This is a genomic window from Halovulum sp. GXIMD14794, from assembly GCF_054457455.1.
Genome location: NZ_JBTLNF010000003.1, coordinates 614,230 through 630,724, shown reverse-complemented (window position 1 = coordinate 630,724; position 16,495 = coordinate 614,230). Strand labels below are relative to the sequence as shown.

14 protein-coding genes are annotated in these 16,495 nt (G+C 60.3%); 8 read left to right on the top strand and 6 right to left on the bottom strand.

Annotated features, from left to right (window positions below):
- Window positions 1–33: 33 nt before the first annotated feature.
- Window positions 34–1,164 (bottom strand): TRAP transporter substrate-binding protein, encoded by a 1,131-nt coding sequence (locus ACW9UR_RS05260; protein WP_458915866.1) that lies wholly within the window; start codon window positions 1,162–1,164, stop codon window positions 34–36.
- A 788-nt stretch (window positions 1,165–1,952) separates the two neighbouring features.
- Here ACW9UR_RS05260 and ACW9UR_RS05255 point away from each other — a divergent pair.
- Complete coding sequence (locus tag ACW9UR_RS05255; RefSeq protein WP_458915865.1) at window positions 1,953–3,224, top strand: PQQ-dependent sugar dehydrogenase; 1,272 nt, start codon at window positions 1,953–1,955, stop codon at window positions 3,222–3,224.
- Window positions 3,221–3,793: a c-type cytochrome gene (locus tag ACW9UR_RS05250; RefSeq protein WP_458915864.1), complete on the top strand. Its 573-nt coding sequence runs from the start codon at window positions 3,221–3,223 to the stop codon at window positions 3,791–3,793. The genes ACW9UR_RS05255 and ACW9UR_RS05250 overlap by 4 nt, the downstream gene beginning before the upstream one ends.
- Before the next feature lie 387 nt (window positions 3,794–4,180).
- On the opposite strand, the gene ACW9UR_RS05245 is transcribed toward ACW9UR_RS05250, so the two are convergent.
- The 5 genes from ACW9UR_RS05245 to ACW9UR_RS05225 form a co-directional block, all read right to left on the bottom strand.
- Entirely contained in the window at window positions 4,181–5,686 is a 1,506-nt protein-coding gene (locus ACW9UR_RS05245) for a sugar ABC transporter ATP-binding protein (RefSeq protein WP_458915863.1), read from the bottom strand.
- Window positions 5,683–6,684, bottom strand: coding sequence for an ABC transporter permease (locus ACW9UR_RS05240; RefSeq protein WP_458915862.1), 1,002 nt, complete (start codon window positions 6,682–6,684; stop codon window positions 5,683–5,685). Before ACW9UR_RS05240 ends, ACW9UR_RS05245 begins: the two co-directional genes overlap by 4 nt.
- An 11-nt stretch (window positions 6,685–6,695) precedes the next feature.
- Window positions 6,696–7,595 carry an ABC transporter permease gene (locus ACW9UR_RS05235; RefSeq protein WP_458916169.1) on the bottom strand — a complete coding sequence of 300 codons (900 nt, stop codon included), beginning with the start codon at window positions 7,593–7,595 and terminating at the stop codon, window positions 6,696–6,698.
- 170 nt (window positions 7,596–7,765) lie between these two features.
- Complete coding sequence (locus ACW9UR_RS05230; protein ID WP_458915861.1) at window positions 7,766–8,563, bottom strand: SDR family NAD(P)-dependent oxidoreductase; 798 nt, start codon at window positions 8,561–8,563, stop codon at window positions 7,766–7,768.
- A 69-nt stretch (window positions 8,564–8,632) separates the two neighbouring features.
- On the bottom strand, window positions 8,633–9,598 hold the full coding sequence (locus ACW9UR_RS05225) for a sugar ABC transporter substrate-binding protein (RefSeq protein ID WP_458915860.1): 966 nt from the start codon (window positions 9,596–9,598) through the stop codon (window positions 8,633–8,635).
- Between the two features lie 281 nt (window positions 9,599–9,879).
- Between ACW9UR_RS05225 and ACW9UR_RS05220 the strand changes: the two genes are divergently transcribed.
- The 6 genes from ACW9UR_RS05220 to ACW9UR_RS05195 are packed head-to-tail and all read left to right on the top strand — an operon-like array spanning window position 9,880 to window position 16,474.
- The gene (locus ACW9UR_RS05220) at window positions 9,880–11,628 is read left to right on the top strand and encodes an ABC transporter substrate-binding protein (RefSeq protein WP_458916168.1); all 1,749 of its coding nucleotides are present in this window, start codon (window positions 9,880–9,882) and stop codon (window positions 11,626–11,628) included.
- Between the two features lie 20 nt (window positions 11,629–11,648).
- Entirely contained in the window at window positions 11,649–12,455 is an 807-nt protein-coding gene (locus tag ACW9UR_RS05215) for an SDR family NAD(P)-dependent oxidoreductase (protein WP_458915859.1), read from the top strand.
- 51 nt (window positions 12,456–12,506) lie between these two features.
- Window positions 12,507–13,814 (top strand): M24 family metallopeptidase, encoded by a 1,308-nt coding sequence (locus ACW9UR_RS05210; protein WP_458915858.1) that lies wholly within the window; start codon window positions 12,507–12,509, stop codon window positions 13,812–13,814.
- A 2-nt stretch (window positions 13,815–13,816) separates the two neighbouring features.
- Window positions 13,817–14,581 (top strand): SDR family oxidoreductase, encoded by a 765-nt coding sequence (locus ACW9UR_RS05205; RefSeq protein WP_458915857.1) that lies wholly within the window; start codon window positions 13,817–13,819, stop codon window positions 14,579–14,581.
- A 10-nt stretch (window positions 14,582–14,591) separates the two neighbouring features.
- Entirely contained in the window at window positions 14,592–15,335 is a 744-nt protein-coding gene (locus ACW9UR_RS05200) for an SDR family oxidoreductase (RefSeq protein WP_458915856.1), read from the top strand.
- A complete protein-coding gene (locus tag ACW9UR_RS05195; RefSeq protein WP_458915855.1) occupies window positions 15,323–16,474 on the top strand; it encodes an alpha-hydroxy acid oxidase in 1,152 nt (383 codons plus the stop codon). The genes ACW9UR_RS05200 and ACW9UR_RS05195 overlap by 13 nt, the downstream gene beginning before the upstream one ends.
- Window positions 16,475–16,495: the final 21 nt, after the last annotated feature.

The window sequence follows — 16,495 nt, the reverse complement described above, 5'->3', positions numbered from 1 at the left end:
GAGCGCCGGGGCGAGCGAGTTCGCAGGAGCTGATCAGAGCTTCAGCTTGCCGGGGAAGAAGTGCTCGTAGGCGAGCGCATAGTCCGGCGCGTTCATCAGTTCATAGAACGCGACCTTCTCCGCCCAAGCGCGCTGGCTGTCGACGATCTTCTTGAACATCGGATCGGATTCCAGTTCCGGAAGGATCTCCGTCCAGGCTTCGAGCTGCGCCCCCAGGATCTCTTTCGGGGTCCGATGAACGGTGACGCCAGCTTCGTTCTGAAGCCACTGCAGGTCGTCCGAGTAGCGACGCATCGCCTTGTTGAGGTTCGCCGTGGCCGAGGCCTCGACACCGTACTTCAGGATCGCCTGCAGATCGGGCTCGAGATCCTCGTAGGTGAAGCGGTTGAAGATGAATTCGAACTGCTCGGCAGCCTGATGATAGGACGACAGGTAGTAGTTCTTCGCCACGTCCTGCGCGCCGAAATCCTTGTCCGACGACGGGTTGTTGAACTCGAACGCGTCGATGACACCCCGCTCCATCGCGGGAACGATCTCGCCGCCCGGCAGCTGGGCGACGGACATGCCCATCGACTGCAAGAGGTCCGCGGCAAGTCCGACCGTCCGGTACTTGAAGCCCTGGATATCTGCGACGCCGGCGACCGGCTCCTTGAACCAGCCGAAAGGTTGCGCGAACATCGGCATGCCGAGGAAGCCGACCACATCGAGGCCAAGGACATCCTGCGTCAGTTCACGGTAGAGTTCGGCGCCGCCGCCCTCGTAGAACCAGCCAAGCATCGCGGGCGACGAAGCGCCAAGAACCGGGCCGGTGCCGAACAACGATGCGGCCTTTGTCTTGCCGTACCAGTAGGCTGTCACGGAATGGGCCGCGTCCAGAACGCCGTCGTTGACCGCGTCCATCACCTGGAACGCCGCGACGACCGCGCCAGCGGGCAGCAGATCGATCTTGAGCCGGCCGCCCGACATCTGCTCTACCCGATCGGCGTAGTCCTGCGCGAACTCCTGCCAGATGTTGGCCGCACCCCATGACGTCTGCATCTTGATGACGACGGGTGCCTGGGCGAGGACCGCGGGCGCGGCGAGCGTGCCTCCCGCAACTGCTCCGCCAGCCAACGCAGATTTCCGAAGAAATGAGCGTCTGTCGATATTGGTTTTTTTGGTCATTGCATTTCCTCCCTTTCCCGCGCAAAGGCCTGTGTCGCGCACCAAGAGCGAACAACCTCGAAGTCACGGCTGATCTGAGCTTGGGCGCATTTGCCTTTGTCACGGAACTGTCACAAAACAACAAGGCGGGCTTCATGGCAACCGGACAGGTTGTCCCGGGCACGAAAAAGCCCCTACTCCTTTGCTTCATTGACTCGGTTGGAAGGCGCTGAAGTAAGACTCGTCAGTCCGATTGGGCCCCAACTACGGTGCCGCACCTGGCAGGCGCTCGTAACTTGAAATGCAGCCTCCTCGATACCTTGCGAGTCGGTCCCGGCCGAAATCGACCGGCGCGAGCCATGCTTCGCTACAATCCGCCGTAGCTTCGAGCATTCCTAGAATGGACAGTGTACACGGCATTTGAATCAGCCAGGCCATCGTCCCGTAGCGCCCCCAATCCGATAGGCGCAACAGAGATCCGAAGACCGTTGATCGGCGACAAGCTACCAAGCATCGGATTCTGGCTGCGGGGTGAGTCGTTCACAGGGGTCCAAGCTTCGAATTCTGACCTCCCCAACCACGAATGTGGCCCCTCTGGCAGAGACAGTTTCGAGGTTTTGTTGCGCGTCGCACTCTTGGGCCCGAGATCCACATCGCCTATTAAGGCATTGAATTATTTGTATGGCAACTGCACAGCCTAGTTTTCAGGAAGCTCCACGATACTTGATCGACCCGAGTTTAGCGCCAGACTTGACCGAAATGGGTTAGTTGGGAAAAGATTCACGCGGGAAGTACCCAGGGAGGAAATAATGAAAAAGCTGATGACCGCGGTGGCTGTCACCGCACTGTTGCCCGCATTCTCGCTCGCTCAGAACGCCGATGAGCCGGACAACATGGAAAAGCTGTCAAACATGCAGCGAACGGACGCGACTTTTACTTACATCGATCAGGGAGGCGATCGCGCCGAAGCGCTATCGGACATCATCCAGTACATCAATGTCCCTGATGGGTTTGAAGTCAGCCTATATGCCGTCGTGCCGGATGCGCGGTCGATGGCGGTCGCACCACAGGGTACGGTAGTCTTTGCCGGCACGCGGAAGGACAAGGTGTGGTCCATCGTTGACCGCGATCGCAACCGCATCGCCGACGAAGTTAAAGACTTCGCTCCGTCGATCACGTTCGACATTCCGAACGGTCCGTGCTTCTCGAAGGACGGCTTCCTATTCATCGCCGAGCGCAACCGGGTGCTGGTGTTGCCGGCCGCCGAGTTCTTCTTCGAGGGGCCCGACCCTGCAGTGGGTGTTGTGGTTCCACAGGGCGAACTGATCCCCGCCGAGGAAGAGAGCTTCAACCACACCGCGCGAGTCTGCCGGGTCGGCCCGGACGGCAAGCTCTACATTTCGCTCGGCCAGCCCTACAACGTACAGCCGGCCGAGAAGCTGGAGATGTACGATGAAATCGGGATCGGGGGCATCATCCGGATGAACACTGACGGCTCGGGTCGCGAGGTCTACACACGCGGCGTTCGGAACTCGGTAGGACACGATTTCAACCCCGCGAACGGCGACCTGTGGTTCACCGACAACCAGGTGGATGGGATGGGTGACGACATCCCGCCCGGCGAGCTGAACCGCCAGACTGCGGCAGGACAGCATTTCGGCTTCCCGTGGACAAATGCTCGCGTCGAGATACCCGAATACAAGGATGTCCCCCGGCCTGAAGGCGTCGAGTTCGTGGAGCCACAGGTTGAGATGGACGCACACGCGGCGGACTTGGGGATGAGCTTCTACCGGCACGACAGCTTCCCATCGAAGTATCATGGCGGCATCTTCTCGGCACAGCACGGCTCTTGGAACCGAACGACGCCGGTGGGTGCGCGGGTCATGTTCACCACGCTGGACGAGGAGGGCAATGCTGCCGGTACGGAAGTGTTTGCCGATGGCTGGTTGAATGAGGACACCGGCGAGTATCGCGGTCGCCCGATGGACATTGCCTTCCTGCCTGACGGCTCGATGTTGGTGTCGGACGATTTTGCAGGCGCGATCTGGCGGATCGCCTACAATCCCTCATCAGCCGAATGAAGCTGGCGATGCTATTGGGTCTCGGCGGGCTGATGCTCGCCGGGACGACCTCCGCACAAGACGCCGATGCCGGGCGCAAGGTGGCCAACATGTGCCGAACCTGCCATGGATTGGACGGATACGCGGCCATACCAATCGCCCCCCATATCGGCGGCGAACCGGCAGAGTATCTCGAGGCACAACTCCTTGCCTTTAAGACCGGGACGCGCGAGCATGAGATGATGAGTGTCGTGGCGTCCGGGTTGAGCGCGCAGCAGATCGCCGATGTCTCAGCGTGGTATGCCTCGCATACGGCGGTCGCGACCCTTCCGAGCGGCGCGACCCCCGATGAGGCGCCGGCAGATTGCGTCGCATGTCACGGGGCGGATGGAATCTCCAAGCTGCTCGACGCCCCCAACCTTGCGGGAGAAACAAATATATACATCGATACCCAACTGAAGGCTTTCAAACGCGGCAAGCGGCAACACGAAATCATGTCGGACGTGGCAGCTGCGTTGGACGATGCGCAAATCCGCGAAATCGCCGATTGGTACGCGGCTGTGCAACTTGAGATCAAACCGCCGGAGTGATTGGGATAGATGGGCCGCCATTTTATTCCGCACGCCGGACCAATACTACGGACCGCCCGAGCGACCGGGCCCTCGACCATTGCCAGACTGCCCTTTGCCGCTAGTTTCTGCGACCTATGCTGCAATCCGCGTATGCAATGGACCATACCACAACCTTCTGCACGACCTGCTTTCAGCAGCGGAACTCCACCTCTACGATCTCGATACTTTTCGATACAGCTTTGAAGAGTCTGCGGTTGCTGAGATTGGGACGGGCATCAAGCGCTAGCGGATCGCCTTAACAAGCGAGTGCAGCACTTGAGCGTGCTTCGTCGGATGGCACCCGCCCGAGCTACACGAGACTGCGAAAGCCTCAGAGCAAGGCCCGGCGTAACCGCGCAATCACCACTAAGCAGCCTTACTGCCTGTCATGCCCGAGATTGCCTGGATCAACTTGTCCTCTGTCACCTCGTCGGAGGTGAAGGTCTCCATGATCCTTCCCGAGTACATCGCGATGATCCGGTCTGAAACGTGTAGTACCTCCGGCATTTCAGACGAGATCACAACCACCGCATAACCTTGCGAAGCGAGCTCGCGGATCAGGTTGTGAATCTCCGATTTCGAGCCGACATCGATCCCCCGCGTCGGCTCGTCCACGATCAGAACTTCCGGGTTCATCGACAGCCACTTGGCTATGACGATCTTCTGCTGGTTGCCTCCGGAAAGATTGCCTACGGTCTGCTTCCAGCCGGGCGTCCGAATGTCCAGCCGCTCCTTGTAGGTCTCGAAGATCCGGTTCTCCGCTCCTTCGTCCACGAACGGGCCGTTCGCCAGGTCGCCAACCTGCGGCAGTACCATGTTGTCGCGACAGTTGAGTCCGAGCACCAGCCCCTGCCCTTTCCGGTCCTCTGGGACCAGAGAAATGCCTTTCTCGATCGCCTCGGCAGGAGAGTGGATCCGGGTCTGCTCGCCATGGATGTGGATCGTACCGGCGGACGGCTCCCGAAGGCCAAAAATCGTCTCGGCGATTTCGGTTCGTCCGGCCCCCACAAGCCCATAGAAGCCGACAACCTCACCCTTGCGCACCTCGAAGCTGACATCTTGAAAGAGATGACCGCAGGACAGGCCCCGTACCTCGAGAGCAACCTCGCCCAACTGGTGGTGCATGGCGTTTCGGCTCAGGTCGAGAGCGCGACCGATCATCATCTGCGTCACTGCCTCTTCTGTTGTATCCGCAGTGTTCACGGTCCCCCGATACTGGCCATCGCGCAGCACACTGATCCGGTCGGTTATCCTGAAGATCTCTTCCATCCGATGTGAAATGTAGATGATGCCAACGCCCTCGCGCTTCAGGTCATCGATGACGTCGAACAGCACCACCTTCTCGGCATCTGTCAACGAAGCGGTCGGCTCGTCGAAGATCACGGCCTTGGCCTCGTGTGTCAGCGCACGTGCGATCTCGACCATTTGCTGGTTCGCGATAGAGAGATCGCCCACACGCGTCTTGGCATCAAAACCTACCCGCAGCTTCTGTAGGATCTCATCCGTACGCGAGAAAAGACCTTTCCAGTCGACCATGCCGAAACGACTGCGCGGCAGTTCCCCGAGATAGATATTCTCGGCCACAGTCAATTCCGTCGCGAGGCTCAGTTCCTGGTGGATGAAAATGATGCCGTTCGCTTTCGCCTCCAGCGGCGAAGTCATGACGGCGGGTGCTTCATCGATATATATGGTTCCGCCGTTGGGCTGGTGAATGCCGCCCAGCACTTTCATCAATGTCGATTTGCCCGCCCCATTCTCGCCCATGAGCGCGTGCACTTCTCCCGGCAAGACGTTGAAACTCACGTCGTCCAGCGCCTTTACGCCTGGAAAGGTCTTGGTGATGTGTTCAAGTCTGAGGGCCGGTTTCGTCATACCCGAAGCGCCTCCTTGCCGCGTACGTTGAGCTGGCGGTCAAGGAACAGGACCGCGATGAGAATGAGGCCGATCACGAGGTTCACGGTCTCGGTATCTGCGCCGATGTAGCCGAGCCCTTTCCTAAGCAGCTGGATCGCGATGACGCCACCGAGCGTCGAGAGGATCGAGCCAGAGCCTCCTGTAAGCTTGGTTCCGCCAAGAACGACGGCGGTGATTATCCAGAGCTCGTAGAGTTGCCCGTCGTTGGGGTTCACCGAGCCACTTTCCGAATAGAAGACAACAGCGGAGAGCGCGGCGAGGAAGCCGATGATCATGAAATTGATCATCATGTGCGGCCCAACGCGGATCCCCGCATTGACCGCCGCTTCCCGGTTGTCGCCGACTGCATAGGCGTTCCGGCCGTGCACCGTGCGGTTCATCAGGAACCAGGCTACTGCCGTGACTCCAAGCAGAAACCAGGTGGCCGTATGCAGCCCGAGGAATTGCGCCTCAGCGAAATCGACCAGCGTCCAGTTCAGTTCGCTGGTGGGCTGCTCCCCGTTCATCATGAACACCAGGCCCCGGTATCCGAGCAAGGATCCGAGCGTGACAATGAAACTGTCTACCCCGGTCTTCCAGACGATGAACCCGTTGAGCGCGCCGAGCACTAAGCCGGTAAGAAGTGCCGCCGCCCAGGCTACCGGTATAACCCAGTCACCGAGCCCCTCGAGCGCAGGCGCCCCCATCACGGTAAGCAGGATGATCGCCGACATCGCGAAGGTCGCCCCGACGGAGAGATCGATATTCCCGTTGATCATGACGATGGTCATCCCCATCGCAATGATGCCGATCGGAGCCGACTGCTTCAGAAGCAGCAGCATGTTATCGAGGTCCAGAAACGCCGTGTCCGAAATAGCCAAGAACTGGCCGGCAAGCGAGAAGAAGATCAACTCCAGAACGACGAAAGCCCAGATGGCGCCTCGCTTTAGGAATTTGGATAGAGCTCCTGGTGCCATGAGTTCCTCCGTCAGGCGATGGGCGAGAGAAGACGGCCGCGCTTTGCCGCGATATCCAACCAGACCGCCAGGATGATGATGATCCAGGTGACGACGTACTGGGCATAGAATTGGAGCCCCATCAGCAAGAGCCCGTTCTGAATGAAGCCCAGGATCAGAACACCGATCACAGTCTTGAAGATCGTTCCGGAACCTCCGAGAAGCGACGCACCGCCGAGGATGATCGCGGCGAGCACTTCCAACTCCATCCCCTGCCCGACGGTGTTTTGGGATCCGAGCGAGCGCGACGCCTGAATGAGACCTGCAGTCGCAACACAGAATGCCGAGACCAGGTAGCAGTAGAAAACTGTCCGCGCGCGCCGGATCCCCGAAAATGTCGCCGCTGTGCCATTGCCGCCAACCGCATAGACCTTTCGACCGAATGGCGTCTTCGCAAGAGTGATGCCCAGCACGATCGCCAGAAGACCGAAGATCAGGATCGGAACCGGGACGCCGGCGACATTGCCTTGCCCGAAGACACTGAACCACGTGCCAGCCTTGTCGGCGATGTCCATGTTCTGTCCGCCCGAATAGGTCAGCGTCAATCCATGGATCGCCGACAACATGCCGAGCGTCACGATCAGCGAGTTGAGTTTGAAGTAGCCTACGAGAACGCCGATGATCGCACCCAACGCAAGCGTCATGCCATACATGGCAGGGATGCCCAGCAGCGGCCCGAGTCGATCATGAAGATCGAGAACGACAATAGTCGAGAAGCTCATCATCGACCCGACCGAGAGATCAAGATTGCCGGAGATGACTACGAATGTGACGCCCAGCGCCATCACGCCAAGGATGGCCGACGAGCGAACGACGCCCATGATGTTGTCGAGCCCAATGAAGCGCGGCTCTGCCAGCGTGAAGCCGACCATGAATACCACGAAAGCAACCAGGATCCCGTTCCGCGCCAGAAAACTGCCTATCGCCGCTCGGTCCGTCCCGGCGGGCGCGGCTTTGCTAGATCCGGCCTTCGCTGCGGCGGTGTCTGCGACGCGCTGCTTCGACGTGTCGGTCATAGCCATGTCTCCTCCCCACCGGCCATTCAGACCAGCGTCATTCCTCCGTCGATCATGACGATTTGCCCCGTCATGTAGTCGCTGTCCCGGGAAGCGAGGAACGTTGTTGTCCCGGTTATATCGGCCGGGGTCGCGACGCGCCCCCTCAGGATCTCTGCCGAAAATTCGTCCATTGCCTGGCCCGGTCTTTCAGAGGCGCCGATCTCCATGAGATCACGGTCGACCTCTTCCCACATCTCGGTCGCAACCACACCCGGCGCGAAACCGGTAACCGTGATGTCGTGCTTCGCGAGGTCGCGCGCCGCTGACTGCGTAAGGCTGACGACAGCCCATTTCGATGCGCAGTAAGGGGCAACATTGTCGAAACCCTGCCGGCTGGCGATCGAAGCCGTGTTCACGATCTTGCCGCCGGACCCCTGGGCGATCATCTGCCGGGCCGCTTCCTGCATGCCGATCATGCAGCCCAGCCCGTTCACTCCCATGATGAAATTCCAGTTGTCCTCGGTCACATCGAGAAAGTTCATCGGCTTGTTCACGCCTGCATTGTTGAACTTTACGTCGAGTTTACCGAAGACATCGACGGTGTGCGCGATCATCGCGCGAACCTCATCGCGATCGGTTACGTCCACGGCCGCATGGGTGACGCGACCACCGTTCCCGTTCAGCCGGTCGCGGTTCATATCGGCGACGCGTGCAACCTGATCGCCGTTTATATCTGCGAAGCAGACATCCGCTCCTTCTTCGAGCAGTGCTTCGCCGATGGCCCGGCCGATGCCCCTCGCAGCGCCAGTCACGATACAAGATCGTCCCTCTACGCGGCCCATGGCCTCCTCCCGATATTCTTCTTGGTGAGCGGGGCCGCTTCTGCAGCCCCGCTGAGCTTTAATAAAGGATCAGAAGACCGGTTTCGTGAACTCGCTCATGTTCTCTTGGGTAATCTTCGGCGTATCAAAGTAGTTGAGGAACGGCACTTCCTCTCCATTCAGCACGTCGATTGCGGTCTGGAGCGCCGCTTCCGCATCGTCGACAGGCGACTGATAGATCGACCCCCAGTACTCACCGGCTTCCATCGCCTCGTAGCCGACGGCGAAGTTGGTCGCCCCAACGAAGATGATATCTCCCGCGCGGCCCGCAGCCTTGGCAGCGTTCAGAGCGCCGACACCCATGTTGTCATCACCGGCGTAGACCCCGTCGATGTCGTCGTACTTCACCAGGAACGCCTCCATGACCTGCTGCGATTTCTCGCGGTTCCAGTCTCCGGGCTGCGTTTCGAGCAACGTGACGTTCGGGCACACCTCCGGCAGACGCTCTTCGAAGCCCTGCGCACGCTCGATGGCGGTCGTATAGCCCGGTTGGCCCGAGATCTGTACGATCTGCGCTTCGTTCTCGACCCCGTCAGCCTTGAACTTGTCGCACATGATCTCCGCGGCGCGCTGGCCCTGAGTGATGTTGTCCGGACCCGAGAACGACGCGACAAAGTCGAACCCCTGCTCCGCGATGTTCGAGTTAGTGACGATGACCGGAATGTCGGCTTGAGCAGCCTTGCGGACAGCGGGGATCACCGCCTCACCGTTCGTCGGCCAGATGATGATCGCGTCGACCTCTTGCTGAATCAGATCCTCCATCTGCGCGATCTGACGGGCGACATCGCCTCCGGCGTCCAGAACGACGGTCTCGACGCTATCGTTCGCCGCCGCCGCTTCGATGAACGCCTTTTCGTAGGTCGTCTGGTAGCTGTCCACGCCGACATTGTTCTGGGTGATGCCGATCTTCATCATGCCGCCATGCGAGTCGGCGACGGCAACGCCGGCAAATGCAATTGTGGCGACGGATGCTGCGAGTGCGGTCCGGATATTCATCTTGGGGTCCTCCCGGATTTTCCCTGTTTGACGTTTTGCCCCCTCTTCTTCTCCAAGGGGATCGCGGTCCGGCGCTGCGGACTTCCTCCAACGTGCACAAACTTCGTGCAAGATAGGCAGCAGATTATATCCAATATGGACATTAAATTATCCATATTGGATTTTTTCCGGATACACCCCGACGCTCATTTTGAACAGTTTCGAAGAGGTCTGCTGTGAGCACCACGAAATCCAACAAGCCGGAGACGCCGCGCCCGACGGGCACAACGTCATACCCAACCATGAATATCCAGGATGGACATCATATCGACAATGGCTCTGCGGGCACGATTGCCCCAGCGGACAGCCTCGACATGATCGCTTTCCTGGAAGACCTGGGCAACGAGCTCGAAGACACGACGGAGCTTTTCGTTCCGAACCCGTTCTATCGTATGGCTCTGCATCTGATGCGCGCTCATTACGAGGGCAAGATCGTCACCCCTACCGCACTAATCGGGGCAAGCCGCGTTCCCTACGCCACCGCGAACCGCCGCCTCAGGGATATGGTAGACGCGGACATGATCGAGCAGCGCCCGCGAACCGCCACTGGCAAAAGCGTGTCACTGCACCCTAGCGAGAAGCTTATCGACCAGTGGATGGCGCTTTCCGGACGCGTACGCCGCATCGCGGAAGCGCGGTTCGGTGGCCAGGCAAAAGCTCCGGAAACGCAGGACTACTACTTCGGCGGCTCATACCTCGAGACACGCTCGATCCCACCACTGCAGGTGCTACCGGAGCCGCTGAAGCCCGTTGGAGGCCTCCGCGTCCTGGTTCACGGCGATCCGACCTTCATGGTCATGGACGTGTTGAAGCGCCAGTTCGAGCAGGCAATCGGGTGCCAGATCAACCAACGCGCTTTCTCGATCGACCGGCTACGTGAAGAAGGGTTGAGAAACGCCGAGCGCAAGGCGAGCCGCTACGACATCATTGCCATCGACCTCCCCTGGGTGGGCGAGTTTGCTGAAAAGGGAGCGCTGATGCCGCTCGATGAGGCTATGGATCTGGCGCGCATCGATCCGGCGGATTTCCATACAGCCGGTTGGGCAGCGGCGCATTGGGACGGACGTCCTTACGGCGTCCCTGCTCAGACCACCCCAGAGCTTTTCTTTTTCCGCCGCGATCTTTTCGCCGAGGCCGGCTTGGAGCCTCCGGTATCGACCGAGCGCGTCCTCGAAGCTGCGCGGCACTTTCACAAGCCTCGCGCCGGCCGTTACGGTATTGCCTGGAACGCCGCACGCGGTACCGCGCTTGGCCATACGGTCATGATGACCTTTGCCGATTTCGGTCAGCCGATCTTCGACCTGCCAGAAATTGCCGGCGGCTTCGATACCGCTGGTCTGGCGAAAGGCGGTTACAGGCCGACGTTCGACACGGATGCCGGTCTGGCAGCCTGCGAATATCTCAAGGAACTGCTCAGCTATTCGCCCCCCGATATCCTGTCGATGTCATGGTACGAGCGCGTGCGGCCCTATTCCTCCGGCACTGTGCCGATGGCCTATGGCTATACGCTTCTGGCCCCGTACTTCGAGCTAGATACGTCTTCGCCTGCCGCCGGAAACACCGGATACCTCCCGCACCCGACAGGCCCGGACGCAAGCGTGGTCGCGCCAGTCGGGGGTTATATCATGGGTATCCCTAGAAACCTGCCGCAGGACCGGCTCCACGCCGCTGTCGAGGCTCTTGTCGTATTCACCTCGCCCGAAGCGCAGAAGATGTACGTCCAGAACGGCAGTCGAACTAACCCGCGCTACTCCGTCGGGGCAGATCCCGAAGTACGCCGCATTTCGCCGATTTTCGAGGCTGTGGACGGTATGAGCTGGCGTGATGAACTGCAGTTCTGGCCGCGCCCACCTGTCCCCGAGATCTTTCGGCTTTTCCAGATCTGCGGCGAGGAAGCCCACGACATGCTTCGCGGCCTCATCACGCCGAAGGAAACATTGCAGCGTATTCAGAGCCGCGCCGAGAAGCTGATTGCAGAAAACAGTTCGTAGCAACGACGAGGGAGGACGCAATGGACCCGAACCGCCTGAAGGGGAAGAACGTACTGATTACGGGCGCCGCTCGCGGAATGGGCGCGGCAAACGCCGAGAACTTCGCCGCACAAGGCGCAAACGTGTGCCTTGGCGACGTCAACGTCGAAGAGGCGCAAGGGGTCGCCGACCGGATCAACAATGCGGGCAATGGCAAGGCGATCGCGGTCGAACTGGACGTCACGAAGCGCGAAGACAACGCTGCGGCGGTCAAGGCGGTCGTGGACGCGTTCGGCGAGCTGAACGTCGCACTCTTCAATGCGGGCCTCAACAAGCCCCGCTTCTTCATGGACATCGACGAGGACAACTGGGACCTCATAATGAACGTGAATACCAAGGCGATGTGGCTCGGCATGCAGGAGGCGGCCCGTCAGATGATCGCTCAGGGCAAACGCGACTATCCCTATAAACTGATCAACGTCGGCTCCATCGCATCCCGGAAACCTCTTGTGGATGTGACCGTGTATTGCACCTCCAAGTACGGCGTGCTGGCGTTGACGCATTGCGGCGCCATCGGTCTGGCCGAACACGGGATCACGGTGAACGGATACGCGCCCGGGGTCGTGGTGACACCGCTTTGGGAGCAGCTCGACAAGGATCTTGTCGACATCGGCTTCAAGCAGAAGGAAGGGCAAGCCTACGAAGACATCGTCCGCGATGCTCTCCAGATCAAGCGTGTCTCGTATCCGGATGATGTAACGGGCACTGCAGCCTTCCTGGCCAGCAAGGACAGCGACTACATGACCGGTCAGATGATCCACATTGATGGTGGCTGGTGCATCCAGTGAAGACCTTGAGCGCGGGGCCGATCCCCGCACCGCAAAATCCGAGAGGATCCCATGAACCTACATAACCCGGCGCTAACGCCGAATGTGCTGAAGCCGATCGACCTCGACCCCGCGTGGCGCTGGGAAGGTCGCATTCCGGCCTGGGGCCACACCGAAGTGGATTTCGAGCGCAGGATCGACCATGACCGCCTGCGGCGCTATCGCCTGAGCCGAACGCGCGAGGCCCTGGGGAAGTCTCAGGCGGGCACCCTGCTCCTCTTCGACGTGAACAACATCCGCTATGTCTCGGCCACCAAGATCGGTGAGTGGGAACGGGACAAGATGTGCCGCTTCTGCCTGTTGACCGGTGACGACAGCCCCTATGTCTGGGACTTCGGCTCGGCCGCGATGCACCACAAGAAGTATTCCAACTGGCTGGAACCCGAACACTGCCGCGCCGGCGTCGTCGGCATGCGCGGAACGATCCCGCCCGAGTTCGGCCTGATGCGAAAGTACGCAAAGGAAATCGCTGGCCTCATTCGAGACGCGGGTATGGCCGACATGCCGGTCGGGGTCGACTATGCCGAGACCGCGATGTTCCACGCGCTCAAGGAAGAGGGCCTGAACATCGTCGACGGTCAGCAGATCATGCTCGCCGCGCGCGAGATCAAGAACTGGGACGAGATCCAGCTACTGACCCAGGCCGCCAGCATGGTCGATGGCGTCTACCACATGATCTACGAAGAGCTGAAACCCGGGGTGCGCGAGAACGACATCGTCGCGCTGTCGAACAAGATGCTCTACGAGATGGGCTCGGACGACGTCGAGGCAATCAACGCCATCTCGGGCGAGCGTTGCAATCCGCATCCGCACAATTTCACAGACCGCTACTTCCGCCCCGGCGACCAGGCTTTCTTCGATATCCTTCAGTCGTACCAGGGCTATCGCACCTGCTACTACCGCACGTTCAACATCGGCAGGGCGACGCCGGCCCAGCACGACGCCTACGTCAAGGCGCGGGAATGGATCGATGCCTCGATCGAAATGATCAAGCCCGGCGTCACGACCGACAAGGTGGCGGCGGTCTGGCCGAAGGCCGAAGAGTTCGGCTTCCCGGACGAGGATTCCGCATTCGGCCTTCAATTCGGTCACGGCCTCGGCCTGGCTCTCCACGAAAGGCCGATCATCAGCCGTGCGGTCAGCCTCGATCATCCCATGGAGATCCAGACCGGCATGGTCTTCGCCCTTGAGACCTACTGCCCTGCCGCAGACGGGTATTCGGCTGCACGGATCGAAGAAGAGGTCGTCGTCACCGACACGGGCGTAGAGGTCATCTCGCTCTTCCCGGCGGAAGACCTGCCCATCGCGAACCGTTATTGACGATGGCAAACCCGTTCGACCTTACCGGCCGCAAGGCCCTGGTCACCGGAGGCGCAACAGGCATCGGCAGGGGCATCGCTCTTGGTCTTGCCGAGGCCGGAGCCGACGTCGCGCTGACCTATCGCAGCCATCAGCCCGAAGAGACGCTGGCCGAAATCGAGGCTCTGGGCAGGAAAGCGAGCGCGGTGAAATCGGACTTCGCCGGAATGAATGCCGCATCCGCGGCGGGTGTCGTAGACTTTGCCGCCGACGAGTTGGGGGGGCTCGACATCCTCGTCAACAACGCCGGCATCATACATCGCGAAGACTCGGTCGACCTGCCGCTCGAGGACTGGCGGCGCGTCCTGTCCGTAAACCTCGATTCCGTCTGGCTTCTGTCTCAGGCCGCCGGGCGCAAGCTGGTGGCGCAGGGCAGCGGCAAGATCATCACCGTTGCATCCGTGCTTGGCAGTCAGGGAGGTTTGCGTGTGCCGGCCTACACCTCCAGCAAACACGCCGCTATCGGCCTGACCCGCGCGCTCTGCAACGAATGGGCCGGTCATGGGGTGAACGTAAACGCCATCGCGCCGGGGTACACGGCAACGGACAATACCCAGGCGCTGCGAGACGATCCTGAGCGATCGAAAGCGCTTCTAGACCGGATCCCCGCTGGACGCTTTGCCGAACCATCCGAGATTGCCGGCGCGGCCGTCTTTCTGGCATCCGACGCCGCGACCTACTGCCATGGCAGTGTAATCACGGTGGACGGCGGCTGGCTGGCCCGCTGAGTGAGGACGTATGCTCTACCCGCTTGAAGGAAAAACGGCCCTCGTCACCGCAGCCGGCCAAGGCATTGGCCGTACCACAGCCGAGGCGTTGGCGAACCAAGGCGCAAACGTCATTGCAACGGATATCGACGGCGCGGCGGTGGAAAGCCTTGACGCTGATACCAACCGTGTGACCGGCAAACGCCTCGACGTTCTGAGTATCCAAGAACTAGAGGCGCTGGTCACCTCGGCACCGCCCTTGCAGATCCTCGTGAATTGCGCGGGCTGGGTACACGATGGAACCATCCTCGATTGCAACGATGCAGATTGGGACACAGCGTTCGACTTGAACGCGAAGGCTATGTTTCGAACGATAAGGACTGTCCTGCCGAGCATGCTTGACCAGGGCGCCGGGTCTATCGTCAACATCGCCTCGGTCGTCTCCAGTGTTAAGGGTGCACCCAGGCGCTTTGCATACGGCGCTTCGAAAGCTGCAATCATAGGGATGACCAAGGCCATTGCCTGCGACTTCGTGAAACACGGGATCCGCTGTAATGCGATCTGCCCCGGCACCGTGGAAAGCCCATCGCTCAAGGAACGTCTCTCCGCCACGTGCGATTACGACAAGGCGCATGCAGAGTTTGCAGCACGGCAGCCCATGGGGCGCCTCGGTACGCCGGAAGAGATCGCGGAAATGGTCTGTTACCTTTCGGGCGATCTCTCCGGCTTCACGACCGGTCAGGCTTTCGCCGTCGACGGTGGATGGTCGATCTGATGCGCCTGAACCGCGCCGCCTCCATTGATGATCTTCGGCGCATTGCACAGCGCCGGATTCCCCGATTTGCATTCGACCTGGTTGATGGCGGAGCGGAGTCTGAACGCAATCTCAGGCGCAATTCCGAAGCCTTCGAAGAAATCCAGTTGACGCCCCGCTACATGGTGGACGTCTCAGAGGTAGACACCAGGGTGACGCTGTTCGGAAACGAGTTCGATGTCCCGCTCGGGATGGCGCCAATCGGCATGCTGAACGCCTTCTGGCCGGGGGCCGACTTGATCCTGGCGCGGCTTTGCGCGCGCGAGAACATTCCGTATGTGGCGAGTTCTGCGGCCTCGACGCCCCTCGAGGATCTGGCCGAGGCGACAGAAGGCAATGGTTGGTTTCAGCTCTACGTTTCGAGCGACCCTAACGTAACCGATAGCCTGATCGCGCGCGCCGAAGCGGCAGACTACAAAGTTATGATGGTCACCGCGGATGTCCCAGCGGCAGGCAAGCGCGACCGCGATATCCGAAACCAGCTTGCGGTACCTTTCCGGATAACGCCCGAAGTGGTCCTCCAACTGGCCTTGCATCCGCGCTGGTCCCTGGCCACTGCGCGCCACGGGAAACCCAATATCGCGAATTATGCGGATCTGCTTCAAAGCGCCACGAGCTACGCCGATGTGCAGAAGACCCTGATCACACCCGGTTTCACCTGGGCGGACCTGAAACGCCTGCGCGACCGTTGGCAGGGCACCCTGCTGGTGAAAGGCATTCTGCATCCGAAGGACGCACTAAGCTGCGCCGAGATTGGCTGTGACGGCATCGTCGTGTCGAACCACGGCGGGAGGCAAGTCGCCTTCGGTCCATCGACGATTGAAGCGCTACCCACCATCGCCAAGGAACTTGACGGAAGGATAAGGATCATACTCGACAGCGGCGTGCGCCGCGGAGCTGACATCCTGCGCGCCAAGGCGCTCGGCGCGGATTTCGTGTTATCGGGAAGGGCCCTGGCATTTGGCGTCGGAGCTGGCGGAGCAGCCGGCGCTCAACGGGCCTTCGATATTCTGAAGCTGGAACTGGAGCGTGCCCTGGGACAACTTGGAGCGCCCTCATACAATTCTGTCGGACCGCTCGCGTTGACCGCGGGACGATAGCGAGGCCGCGGAATTGGATAC